A 20,527-nucleotide genomic window follows, 5' to 3' on the forward strand; every position below is an offset into this window, starting at 1 on the left:
ATGCCGGATTAGAGGCGTTCTGACGGGAGGGCCCTACTCTTTTTGGGCTTTTCTGGCATAATCCGGCCCACTTTTTTCGCGGTAGTAGTGCGCAACTTTCTACTACAAAACGTTTGGAGCACTCGGCCACAGGCCGACGGGGAACCTCATGACGCAAGCCAATAACGCCGTATACACCGATCTGAGTGTTGACGATCTGGTCAAAGAAGCCCTGCAGCGCGGTGAAGGCGTGCTTGCCGATACCGGCGCGCTGGTCGTCGAAACCGGTCACCGTACCGGCCGTTCGCCAGTCGACCGTTTCATCGTTGAAGAGCCTTCCACCCAGGATTCCATCGCCTGGGGCCCGATCAACCGCAAGTTCCCGGCCGACAAGTTCGATGCCCTGTGGGCACGCGTCGAGGCGTTCAATAACGCGCAAGAGCATTTCGTTTCCCACGTTCACGTAGGGGCTTCCGAAGACCACTACCTGGCCGTGAAAATGACCACCCAGACTGCCTGGCAGAACCTGTTCGGTCGTTGCCTGTTCATCAACCCTGCCCAGTACAACCCGGCCGGTCGTGACGAGTGGCAAGTGCTCAACGTAGCCAACTTCGAGTGCGTGCCAGAGCGTGACGGCACCAACTCCGATGGCTGTGTGATCCTCAACTTCGCGCAGAAAAAAGTGCTGATCGCCGGCATGCGCTACGCCGGTGAAATGAAGAAAGCCATGTTCTCGGTGCAGAACTACCTGCTGCCGGCTTCCGACGTACTGCCGATGCACTGCGCCGCCAACATTGGCGAAGCAGGCGACGTGACCCTGTTCTTCGGTCTGTCGGGCACCGGCAAGACCACCCTGTCCGCCGACGAAAGCCGTTACCTGATCGGTGACGACGAACACGGCTGGGGCGAAGGCGTGGTGTTCAACATCGAAGGCGGTTGCTATGCCAAGTGCATCGACCTGTCCGAGAAGAACGAACCGGTTATCTGGAAAGCCATCAAGCACGGCGCCGTGCTGGAAAACGTCGTCATCGACGACGCCAAGCACGCCGACTATGCCGACGTCAGCCTGACCCAGAACAGCCGCGCCGCCTACCCGCTGGAGCACGTTGCCAAGCGTTCCGAGAAGAACCTGGGCGGCGAGCCAAACGCGGTGATCTTCCTGACCTGCGACTTGACCGGCGTACTGCCGCCCGTGTCCATCCTCAGCGAAGAACAAGCGGCCTACCACTTCCTGTCCGGCTACACCGCACTGGTGGGCTCGACCGAAATGGGTTCGGGCAGCGGCATCAAGTCGACCTTCTCCACCTGCTTCGGCGCACCGTTCTTCCCACGCCCGGCCGGCGAATACGCAGAGCTGCTGATCAAGCGCATCCGCGGCTTCGGTTCCAAGGTCTACCTGGTCAACACCGGCTGGACCGGCGGCGGCTACGGCGTTGGCAAGCGCTTCAACATCCCGACCACTCGCGGCGTGATCGCAGCGATCCAGAGCGGCGCGTTGATCGGTGCTGAAACCGAACACCTCGACACCATCAACCTCGACGTGCCATTGGCCGTACCGGGCGTTGAGACCGGCCTGTTGAACCCACGTAACACCTGGGCTGACAAGGCGGCTTACGATGAAGCAGCGAAGGCGCTGGCTGGCCTGTTCATCGAGAACTTCAAGAAGTTTGAAGTGAGTGATGCGATCAAGGCTGCGGGTCCGAAGTTGTAAGATTCGCAAGCTGTTAAAAAGCCGCCCCTCGTGGGCGGCTTTTTTGTGCGTGAAAGGTCAGTCGACGATATGCAGGACCACCGCCCCGATCAGCACCAGCACAACCCCCAGCACTTGCACCGCCGACAACCGTTCCTTGAAAAACACACACCCCAGAATCGCCGCAATCCCCCCTGATAACGTACTGATCACCGTCACCACCGACACCGACCCCGCCATCGCTCCCCACGAAAACGCCGAAAATCCACCCAGGTTCATCAGGCTTGCCCCTGTCAGCGTGGCGCAGTTTTTCAGCGGCGGAATCTTCAGGCCGTCCTTGATCTTCAGCACCATCACCACCAGCACGCACAGCCCTACCAGATAACCGAGCCAGAGCATGGTGATCGGCCCCAGCGCAGGCAGCGTGTAGCGACCTTGCAGCCAGAAACTGGTGCCGTATAGCAAGGCGGCAAGCATGGCGTAGACGATGGAGCGGTTTGAACTGTTGTGCGGGATGCCATTGTCCTTGTGGAGGCTGGAAAGGATCACGCCGATGACGCACAGGGCGATGCAGCCGAGTTGGATCAGGCTGATGTGTTCGCCGCTGGCCCAGGACAGCAGGGTGGTGACGACGCCGTAGGACGTCACCAGCGGCGCCACGATGGCGGCTTTGCCCAGGGCGAAGGCCTTGGACAGGGCAAGGGCGCCGGAGACGGTGAACAGTGCGGCGGCAATGCCCAGCAGCCAGACGCTCAGCGAGGCGTTCAGGGACTTGAACAGCAGGGCCGGGAAGATGGCCAGCAGCAGGGTCATGATCACGAAGCCGAGGGCCTGGCCGAAATACACCGCGCGCTTGACGCCCACGGCTCGGGCGTTGAGACCCACGAGGAAATCCGTACCACCCCAGAGCAGGGCGGCCAGCAGGCCCATTGTTACGTCCATGTAAGGTCCTTGTTGTTTTGAGCGCGGCTTGCCAGGTTAGCGCAGATCCAATGTGGGAGGGGCTTGCTCGCTATAGCCGGGTGTCAGTCATCGATCGACTGGCTGATACACCGCTATCGGGAGCAAGCCCCCTCCCACATGGGACCTGCGGTGTGCCTCGGGCCGGTGTTCGTTCAGCTGAGGTTCTCCAGCGTTTGCGTGTCCCAGCTGTGGGTCTTGATGGCCAGGTAGAGCATGCCGATGGTCAGCGGGACCTTGTCGGCATGCCCCTTGCCCCGACGCTTGAGGAACACGTCAAAGACCGGTGGGTTGAAGTAACGATAAGTGTCGTAGTCGCCCAGGTCGAGGGCGAATTCCTGCTCCAGCGCTTCCATCAGTTGCTTGGCTTCACTGCCGTCACAGCCCAGGTCGAAATTGAGTGAGGTTTGCAGGCGGATGGTCTTGTGTTTCGGCAGGCCGATTTCTTCGTGCAGCAGTTGCAGAAGTTGCTGCATCACGGGGTCTTCGGGGAAGTTGGGGGCGAGGTTCATGGTGGGGGCACGCAGGAGTGGATGAAGGGGCTGGTTGCGTTGGAAGCGGTATTTGTTTCGAGTGATGAAGAGCGCCAAGCCTATCAAGAATACAAAGACAGGTAGGAGGGGCATTCTGAGGATCACCGCTACATAGGGTAGTAGGAACGTCAAAATAAGGCCTGTTGTAAGAAATGTGACTGCGAAGTGCTTTCTGAGCATTGGGTCTGTGATTTGGTAGTGCAGCACCAAATAGATAATGAGAAAGGAAGCGGATTGAAGGTAAAGGGCCATGTCACTAAGACTCGTCCGGGTAGACATGCATTGAGAGTGTTGACCGCTGAGGCCCTATGCCTCCTCTCACACTGGCATCCAGACCGATGATGATGTCTCCAGCGTGATATCTACGAAGCTTGCCGGAAATCGTATCTCCAACGAAGCCCGCGGTTACGGTTGAAATGGCAATCCCCGGTGCTTTAACCGCTCCGGAGATTATGTGTTTGATGAGCACGTTTTGGTCGTTCAACCGATCGGCCTGATTCCGTCTCAAAGGATGGGAAATCGCGACCGCCATTTCGCATGGCAAGTCTCTGGCCAGCATTTTTTCGTACAGCCTACGTATCTGATCGCGCACTTGTCGCGCTGCCGTTTTTGTTTCAAGCAGGCATAGATTGGCCAAAGCATGCCGATTGTCAGGCACAACAGTGAAGCGATTCACTGTGAAGATGACGCCATAGTGGCCGATGTGTTGAGCCCTTTCGATGTTCACAGGTTTCTGCCGAGAAAGTTGAGACCGCGCTATTTTCATTCAGCTACGGGTAACTTCTGTAGAGGGTCAAGCGGGTGTTTGGAGCAGTTTGGGAAGGGGATGTCGCGGTGTTTGGAGGTTTCCTACGACCGTTTCCGGCATTTGTGGCTTGGCAGTGACTTAACAAGCAAAGCTGGTCAATTGTAGGAGCGAACTTGTTCGCGAAAAACTCAAGGACGCCGCGTTTCTTCTGGTTTACCGCGTCGTCGTTGATGATTTTCGCGAGCTCGCTCCTACAAAGGGTGTTGCTTAGATTTCAGAGCATTCCCACGCAGGGCGTGAGGAATGATCACTGCCCTGCAGGCCTGCTGATACACCGCTCAAAAATCGCCTCCAACCCCCGATAATCACACGCCACCGCGTCAATATTTGCCGGTATCCATGCCGCGTGTTTCACCAGCCACCAGTTCACTGAAAACCCCGCGTTCACGATGATCTGTTCAAACAAAATCCGCTGCGCCCGGCCGTTGCCCTCGCGGAAGGGGTGGATGACGTTGAGGTCGCCGTAGGCTTCGGCAATCTTGCTCACCAACTCGGTTTGGCTGGCGCCGACAAACCAGTTTGCCTCGGCCATCTGCCGGATGATTTTCGCGGCTTCTGGTGGGATGCGCTCTGGGGTGCAGAACAGGGTGTCGCCTTTCTGGATGTTCACGCTGCGCAACTCACCGGCCCAGTCGTAGATGTCACCGAACAGCGTGCGGTGGATGTGTTGCAGGCGGTCGAGGTCGTAGGGCGGGGGAAAGAGCGGGAGGCTGCCTACGGCGATTTCGGATAATTCCCGCTCGGCCTGGTGCAGGCGGGCTTCGTCGAGCAAATCGAGGCGGTTGCGCAGGACGCTGCTACCGGGATAGCAGTACGGATCCTGGCCCACCCCGTATTTGTCGAGCATCAGCGTGGGCTGTTGCGGTACTTGGCAAGCACGGATTCGCGGGTCGGCAGGGGTTTGTCGACGTCGGCCGGCTGGGTGTCGAACCCTTCCAGGCGCAGGCTGGCCAGGTAATTGGAACGGCGGATCTTGTGGTAATGATCCTGTTTTTGCTCAAACGTCAGTTCGCTCATCGCAGCGCACTCCTGGGTAGCAAGGTTTGATTGTAGCGCAATGCTTCAACGGGAAGGCGGGATAAAAACCACGTCACATTCTGTACAAAAAATCCGCCGACACCCGGAATTCAGCGTATGTTTCACCGCAAAATCTTGTAGGGCGATTTCCGCCCGCTACTTAAAGGGAGTTAAGCATGGGTTTGCTTCGTGTTGCTTCGGCGGTGTCATTGTGTACGGTGGCTTTTTCGGTCCAGGCGGGACAGTTGCCGATCGAAGTGCTCAGTGCGGTGGTCAAGGACCAGAAAATCGCCGATGCCGAAGTGCTGCTGCAACGTAACGGCGCACAGAATGTGGTGGGCCGCACCAACGCCCAGGGCCAAGTGACGCTGACCAGTGAGGCCGCCGATGATGCGAGCAACCTGCTGATCATCAAGAAGCCCGGCTACTCCAACCTGGTGGTGAAGTGCCCATGCGCGGGCATGACCTACGCCATCAGCCCGGTGATGGAAAACCTCGATGGCCTGCGTGTGGTGCTGACCTGGGGCAAGACGCCGAGTGACCTCGACTCCCACATGATTTTCCCCGGCAATAACATCTATTTCGAGAACCAGAAGGGTACCGACGCCGAGTTGGATGTGGATGACACCGACAGCTACGGCCCGGAAACCATCACCCTGCAGAAAAAACACTACGGCGAAAGCTACGTCTATGCCGTGCACGACTACAGCAATGGCGGCAACCCAGGCTCGCGCCAGTTGTCCGACAGCGAAGCCAAGGTGTTCGTGTACATGGGCCAATCGCTGGTGCGTACCTACTACGTGCCTAAGAACCGCAGCGGCAACCTGTGGACGGTGTTCCGCATGACCGGCAGCGGCGACTTCCAGGACATCAACACCTTCAGTGGCGTGACAGTGAATGCCGCCAATGTGCTGAACGAAGTCAAGCCGCTGCTGGATGACAGCGTCGCGGTCACCGCAGTCACCGTCAGCTCTTCCGTACAAACCGATGCGAAGCGTCTGAACCTGCAGGGTGAGGCGGCCTACCAGGCCGGCCAGCTGGACCAGGCCATTGACCTGTTCCGCCAGGCCATCGAACTGGACAATGGCTTCGGCAAGGCCTACGGCAACCTCGGCCTGGCTTATCAGAAAGCCGGTAACACTGCCGAGTCGATCTGGGCCAACCGCAAGGCTATCGCCCTTGCCACTGGCGCCAATGCTGCCACCGTGCGTGCAGGTGCCTACTACAACATTGCGCGGATCTACGAAGCGGCGGGGCAGTTCCCGGATGCGTTGCGTCACTACCAGTTGGCCAAGGAGCAGAAGGCCAACCCGGTGTATGACACGGCGATTGAGCGGGTACAGAATCGCTGATTCAGCTGTAGCGCAGTTCTGAAATGTGGGAGGGGGGCAATCCCCCTCCCATATTTGGTTTGTGATGTTCCTACAGCCACAGTCGAACTTGTCGAATTTGGCCCAAGGCCATTGCTGCACCCTGTGTATCATCCTGTCTCTTTTTTCCATGCGACCTTTCTCGATTCGCTGAGCTCAGTGGGCTACGTTTTTAAGCCACCGTCAGCGGTCAATGGAGTGACAGCTTATGCACGACACCCTCCAGCAGGTCTTTGGTTATCCACAGTTTCGTTTGGGCCAGGAAGAAACGGTCAGCGCCGTACTGGCGGGTCGTTCGGCTGCGGCCATTTTTCCTACGGGGTCGGGCAAGTCCCTGTGTTACCAACTGTCGGCGGTTTTGCTGCCGCACCTGACACTGGTGGTGTCGCCGCTGCTGGCGTTGATGCAGGACCAGTTGGGCTTCCTGCAACGCCACGGTATTTCGGCGGGCAGTATCGATTCGGCGCAAAGCCGCGAAGATGCCAATGACGTGATGGCTCGCGCACGTTCCGGCGAGCTGAAAATCCTGATGATCTCGGTGGAGCGCTTGAAAAACGAGCGTTTTCGCCACTTCCTGCACAGTGTGCAGATCTCGCTGCTGGTGGTGGATGAGGCGCACTGTATTTCCGAGTGGGGCCACAACTTCCGCCCGGATTATTTGAAGCTGCCGGACTACCAGCGCCAGTTCAAGATCCCACAAGCGCTGCTGCTGACGGCGACGGCCACGCCCAAGGTGATTGCCGACATGCAGGCCAAGTTCGCCATTGCGCCCGACGACGTGGTCACCACGGGCTTCTACCGGCCCAACCTCAACCTGTTGGTGGAGCCGGTCGCCGGTGCGGACAAACGTCGTCGCCTGGTGCAGTGGATGAGCGAACGGGCCAACCAGCCCAGCATCGTCTACGTCACCTTGCAGAAAACCGCCGAGCAGATTGCCGAGCACCTGAACCGCAACGGCATCCAGGCCGAGGCGTATCACGCCGGCTTGCCCCACGACAGGCGTGAGGGCATCCAGCAGCGCTTCATGGGTGGGCGCTCCAATTGCATCGTCGCTACCATCGCGTTTGGCATGGGTATCGACAAGAGCGATATCCGCAATGTCGTGCATTTTGACCTGCCCAAATCCATCGAGAACTACAGCCAGGAAATCGGCCGCGCGGGGCGGGATGGGCAGCCCTCGGACTGCCTGGTGCTGGCCAACCGCGACAGCCTCAATGTGCTGGAAAACTTCGTGTATGGCGATACGCCGGAGCAGGACGGCATTCGGCGGGTGCTGGAAGAGTTGCAGGCAGCGCGCAGTGAAGGGCAATGGGAGTTCCTGCTGAGGTCGCTGTCGGACCACAGCAATATCCGCGAATTGCCGCTGAAGACGTTGCTGGTGCAACTGGAGCTCAAGGGCGTTATCGCGCCGCGCTACGCGTTTTATGCCGAGTACCGCTTCAAGTACCTGATCGAGCCCGAGGCCCTGTTGGCGCGTTTTTCCGGCGAGCGCCAGCAGTTTGTCGCGGCGATCATCCAGGTGTGCAAACGCGCAAAAACCTGGGCGACCGTGGATTTCGACGCGCTTTACCAGCAACACAATGCCGAGCGCAGCCGGGTGGTGAAGGCCCTGGATTACTTCCAGGAACAAGGCCTGATCGAGTTGGAAAGCAAGCAGATGACCGAAGTCTACAGCCTGCTGGATACCGACTTTGATCCACAGGTGTTGAGCGCCGAGTTATACACAGGCTTCAAGCAGCACGAGGTGACGGAAGTGGCGCGGATTCACGCCATGCTCGATCTGTTCGCCACTGAGCATTGCCTGGGGCAGCGGCTGGCGCATTACTTTGGTGATGAAAACGCACCGCTGCGCTGCGGGCACTGCTCCGTATGCCACGGCCACGTCGCGCATCTGCCGGCGCCGCCGAGCCTGCCGCCGCTTGTGGATAAAAACTTCATGGGGCTGTGCGGTGATTTTATCCACAGGCATCATGAGCACACCGGCCAACTGCCAGGCGCTGAGCGGCTGACACGTTTCCTGGGCGGTATCAGCGTGCCGTTGTTTACCAAGTTGAAGGCGCGCGGCATTCCTGGTTTTGCTGCGCTGGAGGACTATCCCTACGCCGATGTGCGTGAGTGGGCCCAAGTCCATTTGAATGACCTGTAACCCTACTTTCATGAGACGTGCCCATGCCTGACTCAATGCCGCAACGCGCCGATTACCGTCACTTCCAGCCGATCATCACGCGCTGGCACGACAACGATGTGTACGGCCATGTGAACAATGTCACCTACTACAGCTTCTTCGACACGGCGGTGAATACTTACCTGATCGAACAGGGTGGGTTGGATATTCATGACGGTGAGGTGGTGGGGTTTGTGGTGAGTTCGGCGTGCGATTACTTCGCGTCGATTGCCTTTCCCGACCGCCTGGAAATCGGCCTGCGGGTGGGCAAGTTGGGCAACAGCTCAGTGCAGTACGAATTGGCGGTATTCAAGGCAGGCGAAGAGGAGGCCTGTGCGGCGGGGCGCTTTGTGCATGTGTTCGTGGATCGGGGGACGAACCAGCCGGTGACGATTCCGGGGATGTTGCGCGAGGCGTTGCAGCGGTTGGTGATCTGACTTCGGCGTTGCAGCCACCACGGAACTCAATGTGGGAGGGGGGCTTGCTCCCGATAGCGGTGGGTCAGCCAGTACACGGGTGGCTGATACTCTGCTATCGGGAGCAAGCCCCCTCCCACATTGGTTTTGCGCTGTTTTTTAGCGCTTAGCGGTGACGGTAGTGATGCTTGTTCTTGCGATGCCCGTAGGCATGGCCACGGCCGCGATGGTCATCGCGGTCATAACGGCGGTTATCACGACTACGACGATCATCATCATCGCTCTTGTTGCCCATGTAGTTGCCCAGCGCACCGCCCGCGCCACCGCCGGCCGCTGAACCGATCAGTGCACCGGTGCTGCCGCCGACACTGCGGCCCACCACGTTGCCGCCGGCTGCGCCCAGTGCGCCGCCAATGGCTGCTTCGCCGCGGCTGCGCTTATCGGCGCCGACTGCGCTACCGCCTGCGCCACCCAGGGCCGCGCCGATGGTCGAACCGGTGTTGCCGCCCAACTGCTGGCCGACAACCGAGCCAAGAACCCCGCCCAATGCGCCGCCCACACCGGCTTCGGTGGTGCCACCGGCCATGGCTGCGCCACTGACCAGGCCAAGGGACAACAAGAGAATCGAGGAGAACTTCATAGAGAGACCTCAAGAGGATGACGGCGCGATCCTGAGGCCGTATTGACATGGTTACAATAGAAATCCGACCAGTAACACGAGTTGTACACAATTCTATAAGTTACTGTTTTAACTCGGGAACTTAAGTAATTTTTGCGAGTCTTTAACTACTTCGGAACGGCCGCTTTTATGCAAAAGCGGCCTTTTTTGTGCCCGAAATGATCAGTCAGGCCGAACGCGCCATGATCAGCCCATTGTCACTCGCAGCTTCCAAACGTATCGCCACGAACTTCGACGTCGGTGTATGGCTGCCATCCCCAGTGCTTTCCAGTGGCACCAGCGGGTTCACTTCTGGGTAGTAAGCCGCAGCCTGCCCCGCCGGAATATCAAACGCCAACAAGGTGAAGCCCTTCACTCGACGCTCACGACCGTCTTCCCACAACGACACGATGTCGGCTTTCTGCCCCGGCTTGAAGCCCAGGCGGATGATGTCGGCTTCGTTGACGAACAGCACGTCACGCTGGCCTTTGACCCCGCGATAACGGTCGTCCAGGCCATAAATGGTGGTGTTGTACTGATCGTGGGAGCGCATCGACTGCATGATCAGGTCCGGTACGCGGCCCGTGGCGTGGGTACGCTCGTGGATCAGGTCCTTGGGCAGGATGTTCGGGCGGAAGTTGGCACGGCCCGAAGGGGTGTTCCAACGCCGTGCACCAGCGGAGTTGCCCAGGTAGAAACCACCGGGGTGTTTGAGGCGTTCGTTGAAGTCCTTGAAGCCTGGGATGGTATCGGCGATCAGGTCGCGAATGCGGCTGTAATCGGCCACCAACCAGTTCCAGTCCACCGGTGTGCTGCCCAAGGTCGCGGCGGCGATGCCGGCGAGGATGGCCGGTTCCGATTTCATCAACTTCGACAGCGGCTGCAGTTGGCCGTTGGAGTCGTGGACCATGCTGAACGAGTCTTCCACCGTCACGGCTTGCGGGCCTTCAGCCTGGATGTCGATGTCGGTGCGGCCCAGGCACGGCAGGATCAGCGCGTCTTTGCCGTGCATCAAGTGGCTGCGGTTGAGCTTGGTGCTGATCTGCACGGTCAGGTCGCAATTGCGCAGCGCTTCGAAGGTGCGCGGGCTGTCCGGCGTGGCTTGGGCGAAGTTGCCGCCCAGGCCGATAAACACCTTGGAGCGACCTTCAAGCATGGCGTGGATCGCTTCCACCACGTTGTGCCCGTTGGTGCGCGGTACCTGGAACTGGAAGCGCCGCTCCAGGGCGTCGAGGAACGCCACCGGTGGGCGCTCGTTGATACCCATGGTGCGGTCGCCCTGCACGTTACTGTGGCCACGCACCGGGCACAGGCCAGCGCCGGGGCGGCCGATGTTGCCGCGCAGCAGCATCAGGTTGGCGATTTCCTGGATAGTCGGCACCGAGTGGCGATGCTGGGTGATACCCATCGCCCAGCACATGATCACGTTCTTGCCCTTGGCGTACATGCGCGCCGCCTGCTCGATCTCGACCAGGGGTAGGCCCGACTGCGCGACGATTTCATCCCAGGAGGTATCGTCGATCTGGCCCAGGTAATCGAGCACGTTGGCGGTGTGTTCATTGAGGAAATCGTGGTCGAACACGGCTTCCTTGCCTTCGGCTTGAGCCTGGCGCTCCCACAGCAGCAGGAACTTGGCCATGCCGCGCAGGATGGCCATGTCGCCACCCAGCGCCGGGCGGAAGTACGCGGTGTTGGTCGGCTTGTCGCCGTTGGTGAGCATTTCCAGCGGGTGCTGCGGATGCTGGAAGCGTTCCAGGCCGCGCTCCTTGAGGGGGTTGATGCACACCACCTGGGCGCCACGTTTCACCGCTTCACGCAGCGGTTCAAGCATACGAGGATGGTTGGTGCCGGGGTTCTGGCCCCAGACGAAAATCGCATCGGCATGTTCGAAGTCATCAAAGGTCACGGTGCCTTTGCCGACGCCCACGCTCTGTGCCAGGGCCACGCCGCTGGCCTCGTGGCACATGTTCGAGCAATCCGGGAAGTTGTTGGTGCCGTAGGCGCGCACGAACAACTGGTACAGGTACGCCGCTTCGTTACTGGCACGGCCCGAGGTGTAGAACTCAGCCATGTCCGGGCTGGGCAGGGCGTTGAGGTGTTTGCCGACCAGGTCGAAGGCCGCTTCCCAGCTGATGGGGGTGTAGCGGTCGGTTTCAGCGTCGTAGCGCATTGGCTCGGTGAGGCGGCCCTGGTACTCGAGCCAATAGTCGCTTTGCTCCAGCAGGGCGGTGACGCTGTGCTTGGCGAAGAATGCCGCATCGACACGGCGCTTGGTGGCTTCCCAGTTGACCGCCTTGGCGCCGTTCTCGCAGAACTTGACCATGCCGCTTTCCGGCGAGTCGCCCCAGGCGCAGCCCGGGCAGTCGAAGCCGCCGTTCTGGTTGGTCTTGAGCATCATGCGCAGGTTTTTCAGCGCGTTGTCGCTGGTCAACCACGCCTGTGCCACGCTGATCAGCGCACCCCAGCCGCCAGCCGGGCCCTTGTAGGGCTTGTAGCGCGGGGTAGGGGTTTGGTCGGCTTGATGATGATTGCTCACGGCTGGTTCTCCATCGCAGGGCTGTAGACCCGCGGCGCACTTTTCTGCGGCAGGTGGATGAGATTGAGGTTATGCCGGCGGGCCCATTGCAGGGCCAGGCCGGTGGGCGACGACAGGCTGACCAGGGTCTGGATGCCCGCGCGCAGGACTTTCTGGATCAATTCGAGGCTGCAACGGCTGGTGACAATCGCCAGCCCGCCGTCGGTCGGGATCTGTTGGCGGATCAGTGCGCCGATCAACTTGTCGAGAGCGTTGTGCCGGCCGATGTCTTCACGGCCCATCAGCAATTCGCCCTGGTTATTCATGAACACGGCCGCATGCACCGCGCCGCTGTACTGGCCCAGGGGCTGGAACGCACTGATGCGCTGGCGCAGGCCGGCGAGCCACTCGGCAGGCGGCAAGGGCGCGCCGGGCAGCACTTGAAGGTCCGGCAGGGCCTGTTCCACTGCTTCCACTCCGCACAGGCCGCAGCCGCTGGTGCCTGCCAACTGGCGGCGCTGCTGCTTGAGGTTCCAGAACGCACGACTGGAGATCTGCACCTGAGCGTATTGGGTCGAGCCCGAACCGCTGAGTTTCAGATCATAAATATCGCTGACGTCGGCGATAATGCCGCTGCCGATGCTGAACCCGACAATAAAGTCTTCCAGGTCTGTCGGCGTGACCAGCATGACCGCCTGGCTGATGTCGTTATAGGCAATCGCCAACGCCACTTCTTCCGCCAAGGCTGTGCTGGCGACTTCGGTGTGCTCAAGGTTGCAAAACTGGTAGCTCTGGCTGGCGACGGGCGCGGACGTTTCCGGAGCAGGCGCCGCGCAGGCTGGGCGCTTGGCGTTCATGGGGCAGTACCACCGGCGGATTGATCAGTGTTTAGACTAGGCGCGACAAAGCGTCGCGTCTAATTGCCAGTACTGATCTACCGATAGATGACGTCGATCAAGACTCTGTTTGCGATTTCTGAAACAGCGCGAAACACGCCTCCGCCAGCGCCGAGCGAGGCGCGCTGCGCCGCATGATCAGGCCCAGGCGCGCCAGGGTGTGGGCGTCTTCGATAGGTTGCAGGCGCAAATGTTCGGTGAGGGCGTCCAGGCCGCCGTCCAGCGGCATGACTGCGCAGCAGAGTCCGCCATGCACAGCTTGTAACAACTGATGCACGGCGTCGGTTTGTAACAGCGGCTGCGGGTGCAGGCCCCGGCTGTGGAAGTTGTGGTCGATGGACTGACGGAAGTGCATGCCACTGGTGAGCATGCCCAGGGGCAGTTCGATCAATGCCTCCCAGCTCAGCGGCTTGTCGCCAAAACTGAAATAACGCTGGTCGTAGAGCAGGCCCATGCGGGTTTCGCCGAGGGCCAGCGAGTCGAAGCGCTCGTTGTCCAGGCGGTCGAGGTAGGACACGCCCAGGTCCAGGCGATTGCTCGCCAACTGTTCGAGGATCTGCTCGGAACTGAGGGCCGAGAGCTCAAAGCGCAGGCTCGGATGCTCCTTGTGCAGTTGTTGCATCAACGCCAGTGGATCAAAGCTCGACAACGGCACCACACCCAGGCGCAACGTACCCACCAGGTTGCCACGACAGGCGGCTGCTTCGGCCTGCAAGCCGTCATAGGCCGCCAGCACCGTGCGTGCCCAGGCCAGTACCCGTTCGCCAGGGGCGGTAAAACCTTCGAAACGCTGGCCGCGATTGACCAGCGGCAAGTCCAGCTCTTCTTCAAGGCTGCGCAGGCGCATCGACAGGGTTGGCTGGGTGATGTGGCAACGCGCCGCGGCCTGGCCGAAGTGACGGGTCTCGTCGAGGGCGATGAGGAATTTCAGCTGCTTGATGTCCATCTTCGCTCCAGGGCTTATTCCAATGGCGGGGGGATTCTAGCGCGTTTGGGTCTTTGGTCGGGCTGGAACCCAAGCGTTTAGGGTTGGTCTAGTCTTTGGCATCTGGAAATCAAACATCAAGGAGAGCGCACCATGAGTCTTTTGAGCTTTGTAAAGGAAGCCGGCGAGAAGTTGATCGATCTGTTGACGCCGGGTAATGCAAACGCCAGTGAGCAGTTGAAGGAACACGTGGCGAAGGTGGGTCTGGGTAATCCGAATGTGCAGACCACGGTGGATGGCGACAAAGTGACCGTAACCGGCGAAGTCGCGACCCAGGAAGAGAAAGAGAAGATTCTGCTGGCGCTGGGCAATATTGCCGGTGTGGCCAGTGTGGATGACCAGATCACCGTATCCGGCCCGGACCCAGTCGTGGCGGCCGCCGTCTTTTACACAGTGGTCAGTGGCGACACGCTGAGCAAAATCTCCCTTCACTTCTACAAAGATGCCAACAAGTACAACAAGATCTTCGAGGCCAACAAGCCGCTGTTGTCTCATCCAGACAAGATTTACCCAGGGCAGGCGCTGCGTATTCCTGAGTAATACACGGGCGAAAAGGTGGGAGGGGGCTTGCCCCCGATGACGGAGTGTCAGTCAAGGAAGTTTTGATTGACACACTGCTATCGGGAGCAAGCCCCCTCCCACATTTGCTCAGAGCCCGACAATGAGATCGCGGTAATCCTCGACTGCCGCAAATTCCCCGGTGTCCTTCGGCCCTTTTTTGCTGTCCGGCTCTTTCACCGCCAACAAGTGCCCCACACCAAACGCCCGGGCACTGCGCAGGATCGGCAAGGTATCGTCGATAAACAGGCTGCGCGCCGGGTCGAATTGGATGTCGGCTTGCAGGGCATCCCAGAACTGTGGGTTTTCCTTGGCGAAACCATAGTCGTGGGAGCTGATCAATCGCTCGAAATACGGCGCCAGTTCAATGCGTTCCAACTTCAACGACAGCGAATCACGATGGGCGTTGGTGATCAGGATCACGCGCTTGCCGGCCTGTTTGATCGCCGTCAGGAAGGTGTCGGCATCCGGGCGCAGGGCGATCAGGTGGGCGGTTTCCAGCTTGAGTTCGCGTACCGGGATGTTCAGTTCCGCACTCCAGAAGTCCAGGCAATACCATTGCAACTGTCCGGCGTTACGCTCGAACAGAGGCTGCAACTCCATCTCGGCCATGGCCCGGCTCACCCCGTGCAACTCGGCGTAACGCTGGGGCAGGTGCTCCATCCAGAAGTGGTTATCGTAATGCAGGTCGAGCAGGGTGCCGTCCATGTCCAGCAGGACAGTGTCGATGGCGTGCCAGGGCAAAGAGGGCATGGTGCGGTCTCATGTAAGTAAAGATATCCGACACAGACAATCGGAAAAGCCACGGTATAGTAACCCGATCACGCCAAGGAGCCGCTTATGCGCCAGAAACCCACCGTCCTCGCCCGCGAAATAGTCGCCAGTAGCCGTTTGTTCCGCGTGGAGGAAGTGCAATTGCGATTTTCCAATGGCGTTGAACGGACCTACGAGCGCCTGGTAGGCCGCGGTGCCGGTTACGGCGCGGTGATGATTGTGGCGATGATCGACGAGGATCATGCGTTGCTGGTTGAGGAGTACTGCGGCGGCACTGATGAATATGAGCTGTCCTTGCCCAAGGGGCTGATCGAGCCGGGTGAAGACGTGCTGGCGGCGGCAGACCGTGAGCTCAAGGAAGAAGCCGGCTACGGCGCACGGCAGCTGGAGCACATTACCGAACTGTCGTTGTCCCCTGGCTACATGAGCCAGAAAATCCAGGTGGTGCTCGCCACCGAACTCTATGAAGAACGCCTGGAAGGCGATGAGCCCGAGCCGATGCGCGTGGAGCGGGTCAACCTGCGCGAGCTGTCGCAGCTTGCGCAAAACGAGCAATTCAGCGAAGGCCGCGCCCTGGCCGCGCTGTACCTGGTACGAGATTTGTTGATTCAGCGTGGAGCGTTTACCCCATGAGCGAACTGTTTTTAGGCCACCCGTATATCGCCCCTGTGATCGAGCTGGCTCGCCAGGCGGGTGAAGTGATCCTGCCGTATTGGCGCGCCGATGTGGCGGTGACCTCCAAGGCCGATGATTCGCCGGTCACGGCGGCCGACCTGGCTGCCCACCATCTGATTCTCGCAGGCCTTACCGCACTGGACCCGAGTATCCCGGTGCTGTCTGAAGAAGACGCCGACATCGACCAGAGCGTACGTGCCGGCTGGCAGCGTTGGTGGCTGGTGGACCCGCTGGATGGCACCAAGGAATTTATCGCCGGCAGCGAAGAGTTCACCGTCAATATTGCCCTCGTCGAACAAGGCCGCGTGGTGTTCGGTGTGGTATCCATGCCCACCAGTGGCCGTTGCTACTTCGGGGGTGCCGGCCTGGGGGCGTGGCGCTCCGATGTGAACGAAGCGCCCAGGCAGATCCAGGTGCGCGAGGCGCCGGCAATGGGTGAGGCGTTTACCGTGGTTGCCAGCCGCCGGCATACCAGCCCCGAGCAAGAGCGTTTGCTGGACGGTTTGAGCGAAGGCTTGGGTGAGTTGAGGCTGGCGAATATCGGCAGTTCGTTGAAGTTCTGCTTGTTGGCTGAGGGCAGTGCCGATTGCTACCCGCGACTGGCGCCGACTTCGCAGTGGGATACGGCGGCGGCGCAGGGCGTATTGGAGGGGGCGGGCGGCGAGGTGCTGGAGTTGAGTGGCGAGCCGTTCAGCTATCCGGCGCGGGCATCGTTGTTGAATCCGTTTTTCCTGGCGTTGCCTGCGAAGGCGGCGTGGCGTGAGCGCTTGCTGACCTTGGCCCGCTCTTAATACCTCAGCCGATCAAAATGTGGGAGCGGGCTTGCCCCCTCCCACATTTTTTTGTGTATTGGCTTCTAGCGGTGCAGGACGTATTGGCCGGTGAACGTAACGGCCCGCTCTTCACTGCCCTCATTCACGATCCACGTGTCCAACGCCAGCCGTGCCCGGCCATAGCGCTTGTAGGTCGCTAAAAAGCGCTTCCACACCTTCTCCTCCGGCGCCGCGCAAAGGGCGGTCGCGTCTTGCGTCACCGGCAGCGGATAACTGATCTGCCCTTCCTGAATCACGATATGCCCGTCTTCAATCCCTTCCTCGCGCAGTTGCAGGTGCATCCAGCCCCAACCCGCCAGCACCGCACCGCAATAGAGGCTGCCGCCGAACATGGTGCTCTTGTGGTTGATATTGGCTTGCAGGGGCAGGTGCAGCCGCAGTTGCCCGTCTTGCCAGTCGAGCACCTTGAGGCCCATTTCGCGGGTCAGGGGGATGTCGTGGTGGAGGATGGATTCCAGGTAACGGCTGTCGCGGCTCATGGGGGCCTCTTGATGGGTGGGCAGGGTCATTCGTCGTCAGCGCTTTGGTTGGCGAAGTTCAGGCCGTGTTTGCGCAGTTTGTCGTGCAGGGTCTTGCGCGGTACGCCGAGTGCTTCGGCGAGGCTGCGCATGGAGCTGTGGGGGCGGGTCAGCTCGGCGGCGATCAGGCTTTTTTCGAACTGCTCGACCTGCTCGCTCAAGCCGCCCGGCGTGGAAGTCAGCACGCTGCTGGCGGGACTGTCCGGCGTGTTGTCCAGCGCCAACTCCAGGCCCAAGGCAAAGCGCTCGGCGGCGTTCTGCAATTCGCGCACATTGCCCGGCCAATTGTGGCGTAACAGCAGCGCGCGTTGGCCCGGTTGCAACTCGTGCAACGGCAGGCCGTGGCGGCTGCTGGCTTCGTCGGCGAAGTGCTGGAACAGCATCAGCGCGTCTTCACCGCGCTCGCGCAGTGGCGGAATGCGCAGTGGCGCGACGTTGAGGCGGTAGTACAAGTCCGCACGGAAGCGGCCCTGGTCGGCGGCCTGGCGCAGGTCTTCTTTGGTGGCGGCGATGATGCGGATATCCAGCGGGATCAGCTGATTACCGCCGAGGCGCTCCACTACACGCTCCTGTAACAGGCGCAGCAGCTTGACCTGTACGTCCAGGCTCATGCTTTCGATTTCATCGAGGAACAACGTGCCGCCATTGGCGAATTCGAACTTGCCGATGCGGCGTTTCTGCGCCCCGGTAAAGGCGCCGGGCTCATGGCCGAACAGTTCACTTTCCACCACCGATTCGGCCAACGCCCCGGCATTGATCGCCACAAACGGCCCGCTGCGTCGGCTCGACAGGTCGTGCAGTGCGCGGGCCACCACTTCCTTGCCGGCGCCGGTTTCACCGAGGATCAGCACATCGGCACGGGTCGCGGCCAGGGCGCCGATCTGCTCGCGCAGGCGCAGCATTTGCGGGGAGTGTCCAACAAGGCGCGTGCTCAACTGCTGGCGGTCACTGAGGGCCAGGCGCAGGCTGCGGTTGTCGAGCACCAATCGGCGCAGGGCCAGGGCGCGGCGCACGCTGTCGAGCAGGGCGTCGCTGGCGAAGGGTTTCTCGAGGAAGTCATAGGCACCCGCGCGCATGGCCTGCACCGCCAGCGGCACGTCGCCGTGGCCGGTGATCAGCAGCACCGGCAGGTCCGGATCCTGGGCGTGCAGCTCGGCCAGCAGCTCCAGGCCGTCCATGCCGGGCATGCGGATATCGCTGACCACCACGCCCGGCCAATCCCGCGACAGGCGCGCGGTGAGGCCGGTGGCTTCGCCCAGGGTCAGGACTTTCAACCCGGCCAGGTCCAGGGTCTGGCACAGGGCCTGACGCAAGTGTGGATCATCGTCGATCAACACCACCTGAATCTGGTTATCGATACTCATACACTGCGGTCCTCGGACGGTTGCAGACTGACGCCCGGCGAGCCGGCGCGCAATTTCAAGGTTAACAGCGCGCCGCCTTCCTTGTGGTTGGCAAACAGCAGTTCGCCACCAAAGGCACGCATCAGGGTTTCACAGATCGCCAAGCCCAGGCCCAAGCCTTGGGTACGGGTTTTGGTGGTGTAGAACGGTTCGCTGGCGCGGCCCAACGCTTCCATGCAAAAGCCTGGGCCATTGTCGCGAATGTACAGGTTGACGCCCTGGGCGGTGGTTTCGGCACTCAGCCACAGTTTGCGCGGCGGGCCTTTTTCGGTGAGGGCGTCGAGGGCATTGGCCAGCAGGTTGCCCAGTACTTGGCGCAAGCGGGTTTCGCCGGCCTGCACCCACAGGGTCGCCTCCGGCAAATCGCGGATCAGCTCGACTTCCATCGACCGCCGCCGCTTGGCCAGCAGCGCCAGCGCATCGTCCAGCGCCGGTTGCAGGGCCACGCTTTCCGGCGCATGGCGATCGCGCCGGGCGAAGGCGCGCAGGTGCGCGATGATCGAGGCCATGCGTCCGGTCAGTTCGCTGATCAGCTTGAGATTGCCCCGGGCATCGCTGGTGCGCTCGTGGTCGAGCAGGATCTCGGCGTTTTCCGCATAGCTGCGAATCGCCGCCAGGGGTTGATTGAGTTCGTGGCTGATACTCGCCGACATGGTGCCCAGCGCCGACAGCTTGCCGGCCTGCACCAGGTCATCCTGGGCGCGCACCAGTTCCTGCTGGGCGTGTTCGCGCTCCAGCACTTCCTGTTTGAGGCGCCGGTTCAGGCCTTCCAGATCGCTGGTACGTTCGACCACACGCATTTCCAGCTCGCGGCGGGCCTTGGCTTCGAAGGCGATACGTTCCAGGTAGTGGCGACGGCGTTGCATCAACAGGCCCAGCAGCAGCATCAACACCAGCAACGTGGCGCCGCCCACCGCAACCACCGTGCGCACCGGGCGGCTGATCAAGGATTGCGGTGCAAGGATCTCCACATTCCAGCCGGTCTCGGCGATGGCGGTGGATTGGCGCAGCCATGCGCTGTTGCTCAGGGTCAGCGGCTGCGGGTCACGTGTGGGGTAGGGCTGGATGGCAATGATGGCCTGGCGCTCTTCGGCGGTCAGCGGCCGCGTGGCACGGAAGCGCCATTGTGGACGCGACGTGAGGATCACCACGCCGTTGTGGTCGGTGACCAGCAGTTGCTCGGGCGTGTTGCCCCACAGGCTTTCGGTGTGGTCCAGGTCGACCTTGACCACCAGGACGCCGATTATTTTGTCGCCATCGCGCACGGCGGCGGCGAAGAAATAGCCACGCTTGGCCGAGGTGGTGCCCAGACCGAAAAACCGCCCCAGGCGCCCGGCCATGGCTTCGCTGAAATAGGGCCGGAACGAGAAGTTGCGGCCGACGAAACTGTCCTGCTTGTCCCAATTAGACGCGGCAAGGGTCTTGCCGGTGGTGTCCATCAGGTACATCACCTCGACCCCGGCCTGGGCGGCGACGTCCTTGAGCAGCAGGTTGGCGTTGACCAGGTTGGTGCTTACCTGTGGTGCATCCAGCGCCGTGCGCAAGGCCGGCAAGTCGCCGAGAATCTGCGGCAGCACTTCATAGCGATGCAGGGTGCCCAGCAGGTTGGCGACGTACAGGTCGAGGGTCTGGCGGTTTTGCCCGGCCAGTTCGCTGCGATAGTAGCGCTCTGCCAAATGCTCCAGCGGCCACAGCAGCGGTGCCAGGCACAGGGCCAACAGGGCGAGGCTGCGCCAGCGGGGTCTTCGCGGAAGGGGTGGGGTCATGGGAGTCGT

Annotated in this window: 20 protein-coding genes; 7 read left to right on the forward strand and 13 right to left on the reverse strand. The window is 60.8% G+C overall.

Going from position 1 to position 20,527, the window contains the following annotated elements; genetic code table 11:
• The first annotated feature begins 148 nt into the window (after positions 1 to 148).
• Complete coding sequence (locus ACHPFG_RS02155) at positions 149 to 1,690, forward strand: phosphoenolpyruvate carboxykinase (protein ID WP_131696972.1); 1,542 nt, start codon at positions 149 to 151, stop codon at positions 1,688 to 1,690.
• Between the two features lie 57 nt (positions 1,691 to 1,747).
• Here the strand turns inward: ACHPFG_RS02155 and ACHPFG_RS02160 are convergent, their stop codons facing one another.
• The 5 genes from ACHPFG_RS02160 to ACHPFG_RS02180 all read right to left on the reverse strand — a co-directional run bounded on the left by ACHPFG_RS02160 (position 1,748) and on the right by ACHPFG_RS02180 (position 4,987).
• Positions 1,748 to 2,599 (reverse strand): EamA family transporter, encoded by an 852-nt coding sequence (locus ACHPFG_RS02160; RefSeq protein WP_431703428.1) that lies wholly within the window; start codon positions 2,597 to 2,599, stop codon positions 1,748 to 1,750.
• Between the two features lie 185 nt (positions 2,600 to 2,784).
• Positions 2,785 to 3,141 carry a DUF1493 family protein gene (locus ACHPFG_RS02165; RefSeq protein WP_431701490.1) on the reverse strand — a complete coding sequence of 119 codons (357 nt, stop codon included), beginning with the start codon at positions 3,139 to 3,141 and terminating at the stop codon, positions 2,785 to 2,787.
• A 277-nt stretch (positions 3,142 to 3,418) separates the two neighbouring features.
• Positions 3,419 to 3,889 carry a hypothetical protein gene (locus ACHPFG_RS02170; RefSeq protein ID WP_167655976.1) on the reverse strand — a complete coding sequence of 157 codons (471 nt, stop codon included), beginning with the start codon at positions 3,887 to 3,889 and terminating at the stop codon, positions 3,419 to 3,421.
• 328 nt (positions 3,890 to 4,217) lie between these two features.
• Positions 4,218 to 4,817 carry a putative adenosine monophosphate-protein transferase Fic gene (locus tag ACHPFG_RS02175; protein ID WP_431701491.1) on the reverse strand — a complete coding sequence of 200 codons (600 nt, stop codon included), beginning with the start codon at positions 4,815 to 4,817 and terminating at the stop codon, positions 4,218 to 4,220.
• On the reverse strand, positions 4,817 to 4,987 hold the full coding sequence (locus ACHPFG_RS02180; RefSeq protein WP_431701492.1) for a YhfG family protein: 171 nt from the start codon (positions 4,985 to 4,987) through the stop codon (positions 4,817 to 4,819). Before ACHPFG_RS02180 ends, ACHPFG_RS02175 begins: the two co-directional genes overlap by 1 nt.
• 176 nt (positions 4,988 to 5,163) lie before the next feature.
• Here ACHPFG_RS02180 and ACHPFG_RS02185 point away from each other — a divergent pair, with 176 nt between their 5' ends.
• The 3 genes from ACHPFG_RS02185 (at position 5,164) to ACHPFG_RS02195 (ending at position 8,958) form a co-directional block, all read left to right on the forward strand.
• Positions 5,164 to 6,339 (forward strand): tetratricopeptide repeat protein, encoded by a 1,176-nt coding sequence (locus ACHPFG_RS02185; RefSeq protein ID WP_431701493.1) that lies wholly within the window; start codon positions 5,164 to 5,166, stop codon positions 6,337 to 6,339.
• A 226-nt stretch (positions 6,340 to 6,565) separates the two neighbouring features.
• Positions 6,566 to 8,503 carry a RecQ family ATP-dependent DNA helicase gene (locus ACHPFG_RS02190; RefSeq protein WP_431701494.1) on the forward strand — a complete coding sequence of 646 codons (1,938 nt, stop codon included), beginning with the start codon at positions 6,566 to 6,568 and terminating at the stop codon, positions 8,501 to 8,503.
• 23 nt (positions 8,504 to 8,526) lie between these two features.
• Positions 8,527 to 8,958: an acyl-CoA thioesterase gene (locus ACHPFG_RS02195; RefSeq protein ID WP_431701495.1), complete on the forward strand. Its 432-nt coding sequence runs from the start codon at positions 8,527 to 8,529 to the stop codon at positions 8,956 to 8,958.
• Between the two features lie 145 nt (positions 8,959 to 9,103).
• Here ACHPFG_RS02195 and ACHPFG_RS02200 read toward each other — a convergent pair whose 3' ends face one another.
• The 4 genes from ACHPFG_RS02200 to ACHPFG_RS02215 all read right to left on the reverse strand — a co-directional run bounded on the left by ACHPFG_RS02200 (position 9,104) and on the right by ACHPFG_RS02215 (position 13,952).
• The gene (locus ACHPFG_RS02200) at positions 9,104 to 9,577 is read right to left on the reverse strand and encodes a glycine zipper domain-containing protein (RefSeq protein ID WP_053140314.1); all 474 of its coding nucleotides are present in this window, start codon (positions 9,575 to 9,577) and stop codon (positions 9,104 to 9,106) included.
• Between the two features lie 205 nt (positions 9,578 to 9,782).
• On the reverse strand, positions 9,783 to 12,131 hold the full coding sequence (locus ACHPFG_RS02205) for an FdhF/YdeP family oxidoreductase (RefSeq protein WP_131696963.1): 2,349 nt from the start codon (positions 12,129 to 12,131) through the stop codon (positions 9,783 to 9,785).
• Entirely contained in the window at positions 12,128 to 12,967 is an 840-nt protein-coding gene (gene fdhD, locus ACHPFG_RS02210; protein ID WP_431701496.1) for a formate dehydrogenase accessory sulfurtransferase FdhD, read from the reverse strand. Before fdhD ends, ACHPFG_RS02205 begins: the two co-directional genes overlap by 4 nt.
• A gap of 97 nt (positions 12,968 to 13,064) precedes the next feature.
• The gene (locus ACHPFG_RS02215) at positions 13,065 to 13,952 is read right to left on the reverse strand and encodes a LysR family transcriptional regulator (RefSeq protein WP_048725293.1); all 888 of its coding nucleotides are present in this window, start codon (positions 13,950 to 13,952) and stop codon (positions 13,065 to 13,067) included.
• Between the two features lie 132 nt (positions 13,953 to 14,084).
• Between ACHPFG_RS02215 and lysM the strand changes: the two genes are divergently transcribed.
• Positions 14,085 to 14,531 (forward strand): peptidoglycan-binding protein LysM, encoded by a 447-nt coding sequence (gene lysM, locus ACHPFG_RS02220; protein WP_431701497.1) that lies wholly within the window; start codon positions 14,085 to 14,087, stop codon positions 14,529 to 14,531.
• Between the two features lie 108 nt (positions 14,532 to 14,639).
• Here lysM and yrfG read toward each other — a convergent pair whose 3' ends face one another.
• Positions 14,640 to 15,302: a GMP/IMP nucleotidase gene (yrfG, locus tag ACHPFG_RS02225; protein ID WP_431701498.1), complete on the reverse strand. Its 663-nt coding sequence runs from the start codon at positions 15,300 to 15,302 to the stop codon at positions 14,640 to 14,642.
• 87 nt (positions 15,303 to 15,389) lie between these two features.
• On the opposite strand from yrfG, the gene nudE reads away from it, so the two are divergent.
• The gene (nudE, locus tag ACHPFG_RS02230) at positions 15,390 to 15,956 is read left to right on the forward strand and encodes an ADP compounds hydrolase NudE (protein WP_131696960.1); all 567 of its coding nucleotides are present in this window, start codon (positions 15,390 to 15,392) and stop codon (positions 15,954 to 15,956) included.
• Entirely contained in the window at positions 15,953 to 16,789 is an 837-nt protein-coding gene (gene cysQ / locus ACHPFG_RS02235) for a 3'(2'),5'-bisphosphate nucleotidase CysQ (RefSeq protein ID WP_131696959.1), read from the forward strand. The genes nudE and cysQ overlap by 4 nt, the downstream gene beginning before the upstream one ends.
• A 65-nt stretch (positions 16,790 to 16,854) precedes the next feature.
• On the opposite strand, the gene ACHPFG_RS02240 is transcribed toward cysQ, so the two are convergent.
• The 3 genes from ACHPFG_RS02240 to ACHPFG_RS02250 are packed head-to-tail and all read right to left on the reverse strand — an operon-like array spanning position 16,855 to position 20,518.
• Positions 16,855 to 17,310, reverse strand: coding sequence for a YiiD C-terminal domain-containing protein (locus tag ACHPFG_RS02240; RefSeq protein ID WP_339451499.1), 456 nt, complete (start codon positions 17,308 to 17,310; stop codon positions 16,855 to 16,857).
• A 26-nt stretch (positions 17,311 to 17,336) separates the two neighbouring features.
• Positions 17,337 to 18,713 (reverse strand): sigma-54-dependent transcriptional regulator, encoded by a 1,377-nt coding sequence (locus tag ACHPFG_RS02245; RefSeq protein WP_259244607.1) that lies wholly within the window; start codon positions 18,711 to 18,713, stop codon positions 17,337 to 17,339.
• The gene (locus ACHPFG_RS02250) at positions 18,710 to 20,518 is read right to left on the reverse strand and encodes a sensor histidine kinase (RefSeq protein ID WP_131696956.1); all 1,809 of its coding nucleotides are present in this window, start codon (positions 20,516 to 20,518) and stop codon (positions 18,710 to 18,712) included. Before ACHPFG_RS02250 ends, ACHPFG_RS02245 begins: the two co-directional genes overlap by 4 nt.
• Positions 20,519 to 20,527: the final 9 nt, after the last annotated feature.

The sequence above is a fragment of the Pseudomonas sp. BR20 genome, assembly GCF_050780135.1.
In the GTDB taxonomy this organism is placed as follows: domain Bacteria; phylum Pseudomonadota; class Gammaproteobacteria; order Pseudomonadales; family Pseudomonadaceae; genus Aquipseudomonas.

Bases quoted from the DNA above. Each gene is read 5' to 3' on its own strand.
- fdhD (WP_431701496.1), bottom strand. From the start codon at position 12,967: ATGAACGCCAAGCGCCCAGCCTGCGCGGCGCCTGCTCCGGAAACGTCC.
- ACHPFG_RS02250 (WP_131696956.1), bottom strand. From the start codon at position 20,518: ATGACCCCACCCCTTCCGCGAAGACCCCGCTGGCGCAGCCTCGCCCTG.
- cysQ (WP_131696959.1), top strand. From the start codon at position 15,953: ATGAGCGAACTGTTTTTAGGCCACCCGTATATCGCCCCTGTGATCGAG.
- ACHPFG_RS02160 (WP_431703428.1), bottom strand. From the start codon at position 2,599: ATGGGCCTGCTGGCCGCCCTGCTCTGGGGTGGTACGGATTTCCTCGTG.
- ACHPFG_RS02240 (WP_339451499.1), bottom strand. From the start codon at position 17,310: ATGAGCCGCGACAGCCGTTACCTGGAATCCATCCTCCACCACGACATC.
- nudE (WP_131696960.1), top strand. From the start codon at position 15,390: ATGCGCCAGAAACCCACCGTCCTCGCCCGCGAAATAGTCGCCAGTAGC.
- ACHPFG_RS02155 (WP_131696972.1), top strand. From the start codon at position 149: ATGACGCAAGCCAATAACGCCGTATACACCGATCTGAGTGTTGACGAT.
- ACHPFG_RS02195 (WP_431701495.1), top strand. From the start codon at position 8,527: ATGCCTGACTCAATGCCGCAACGCGCCGATTACCGTCACTTCCAGCCG.
- ACHPFG_RS02165 (WP_431701490.1), bottom strand. From the start codon at position 3,141: ATGAACCTCGCCCCCAACTTCCCCGAAGACCCCGTGATGCAGCAACTT.
- yrfG (WP_431701498.1), bottom strand. From the start codon at position 15,302: ATGCCCTCTTTGCCCTGGCACGCCATCGACACTGTCCTGCTGGACATG.
- ACHPFG_RS02180 (WP_431701492.1), bottom strand. From the start codon at position 4,987: ATGAGCGAACTGACGTTTGAGCAAAAACAGGATCATTACCACAAGATC.
- ACHPFG_RS02190 (WP_431701494.1), top strand. From the start codon at position 6,566: ATGCACGACACCCTCCAGCAGGTCTTTGGTTATCCACAGTTTCGTTTG.
- ACHPFG_RS02215 (WP_048725293.1), bottom strand. From the start codon at position 13,952: ATGGACATCAAGCAGCTGAAATTCCTCATCGCCCTCGACGAGACCCGT.
- ACHPFG_RS02175 (WP_431701491.1), bottom strand. From the start codon at position 4,817: ATGCTCGACAAATACGGGGTGGGCCAGGATCCGTACTGCTATCCCGGT.
- ACHPFG_RS02245 (WP_259244607.1), bottom strand. From the start codon at position 18,713: ATGAGTATCGATAACCAGATTCAGGTGGTGTTGATCGACGATGATCCA.
- lysM (WP_431701497.1), top strand. From the start codon at position 14,085: ATGAGTCTTTTGAGCTTTGTAAAGGAAGCCGGCGAGAAGTTGATCGAT.
- ACHPFG_RS02200 (WP_053140314.1), bottom strand. From the start codon at position 9,577: ATGAAGTTCTCCTCGATTCTCTTGTTGTCCCTTGGCCTGGTCAGTGGC.
- ACHPFG_RS02185 (WP_431701493.1), top strand. From the start codon at position 5,164: ATGGGTTTGCTTCGTGTTGCTTCGGCGGTGTCATTGTGTACGGTGGCT.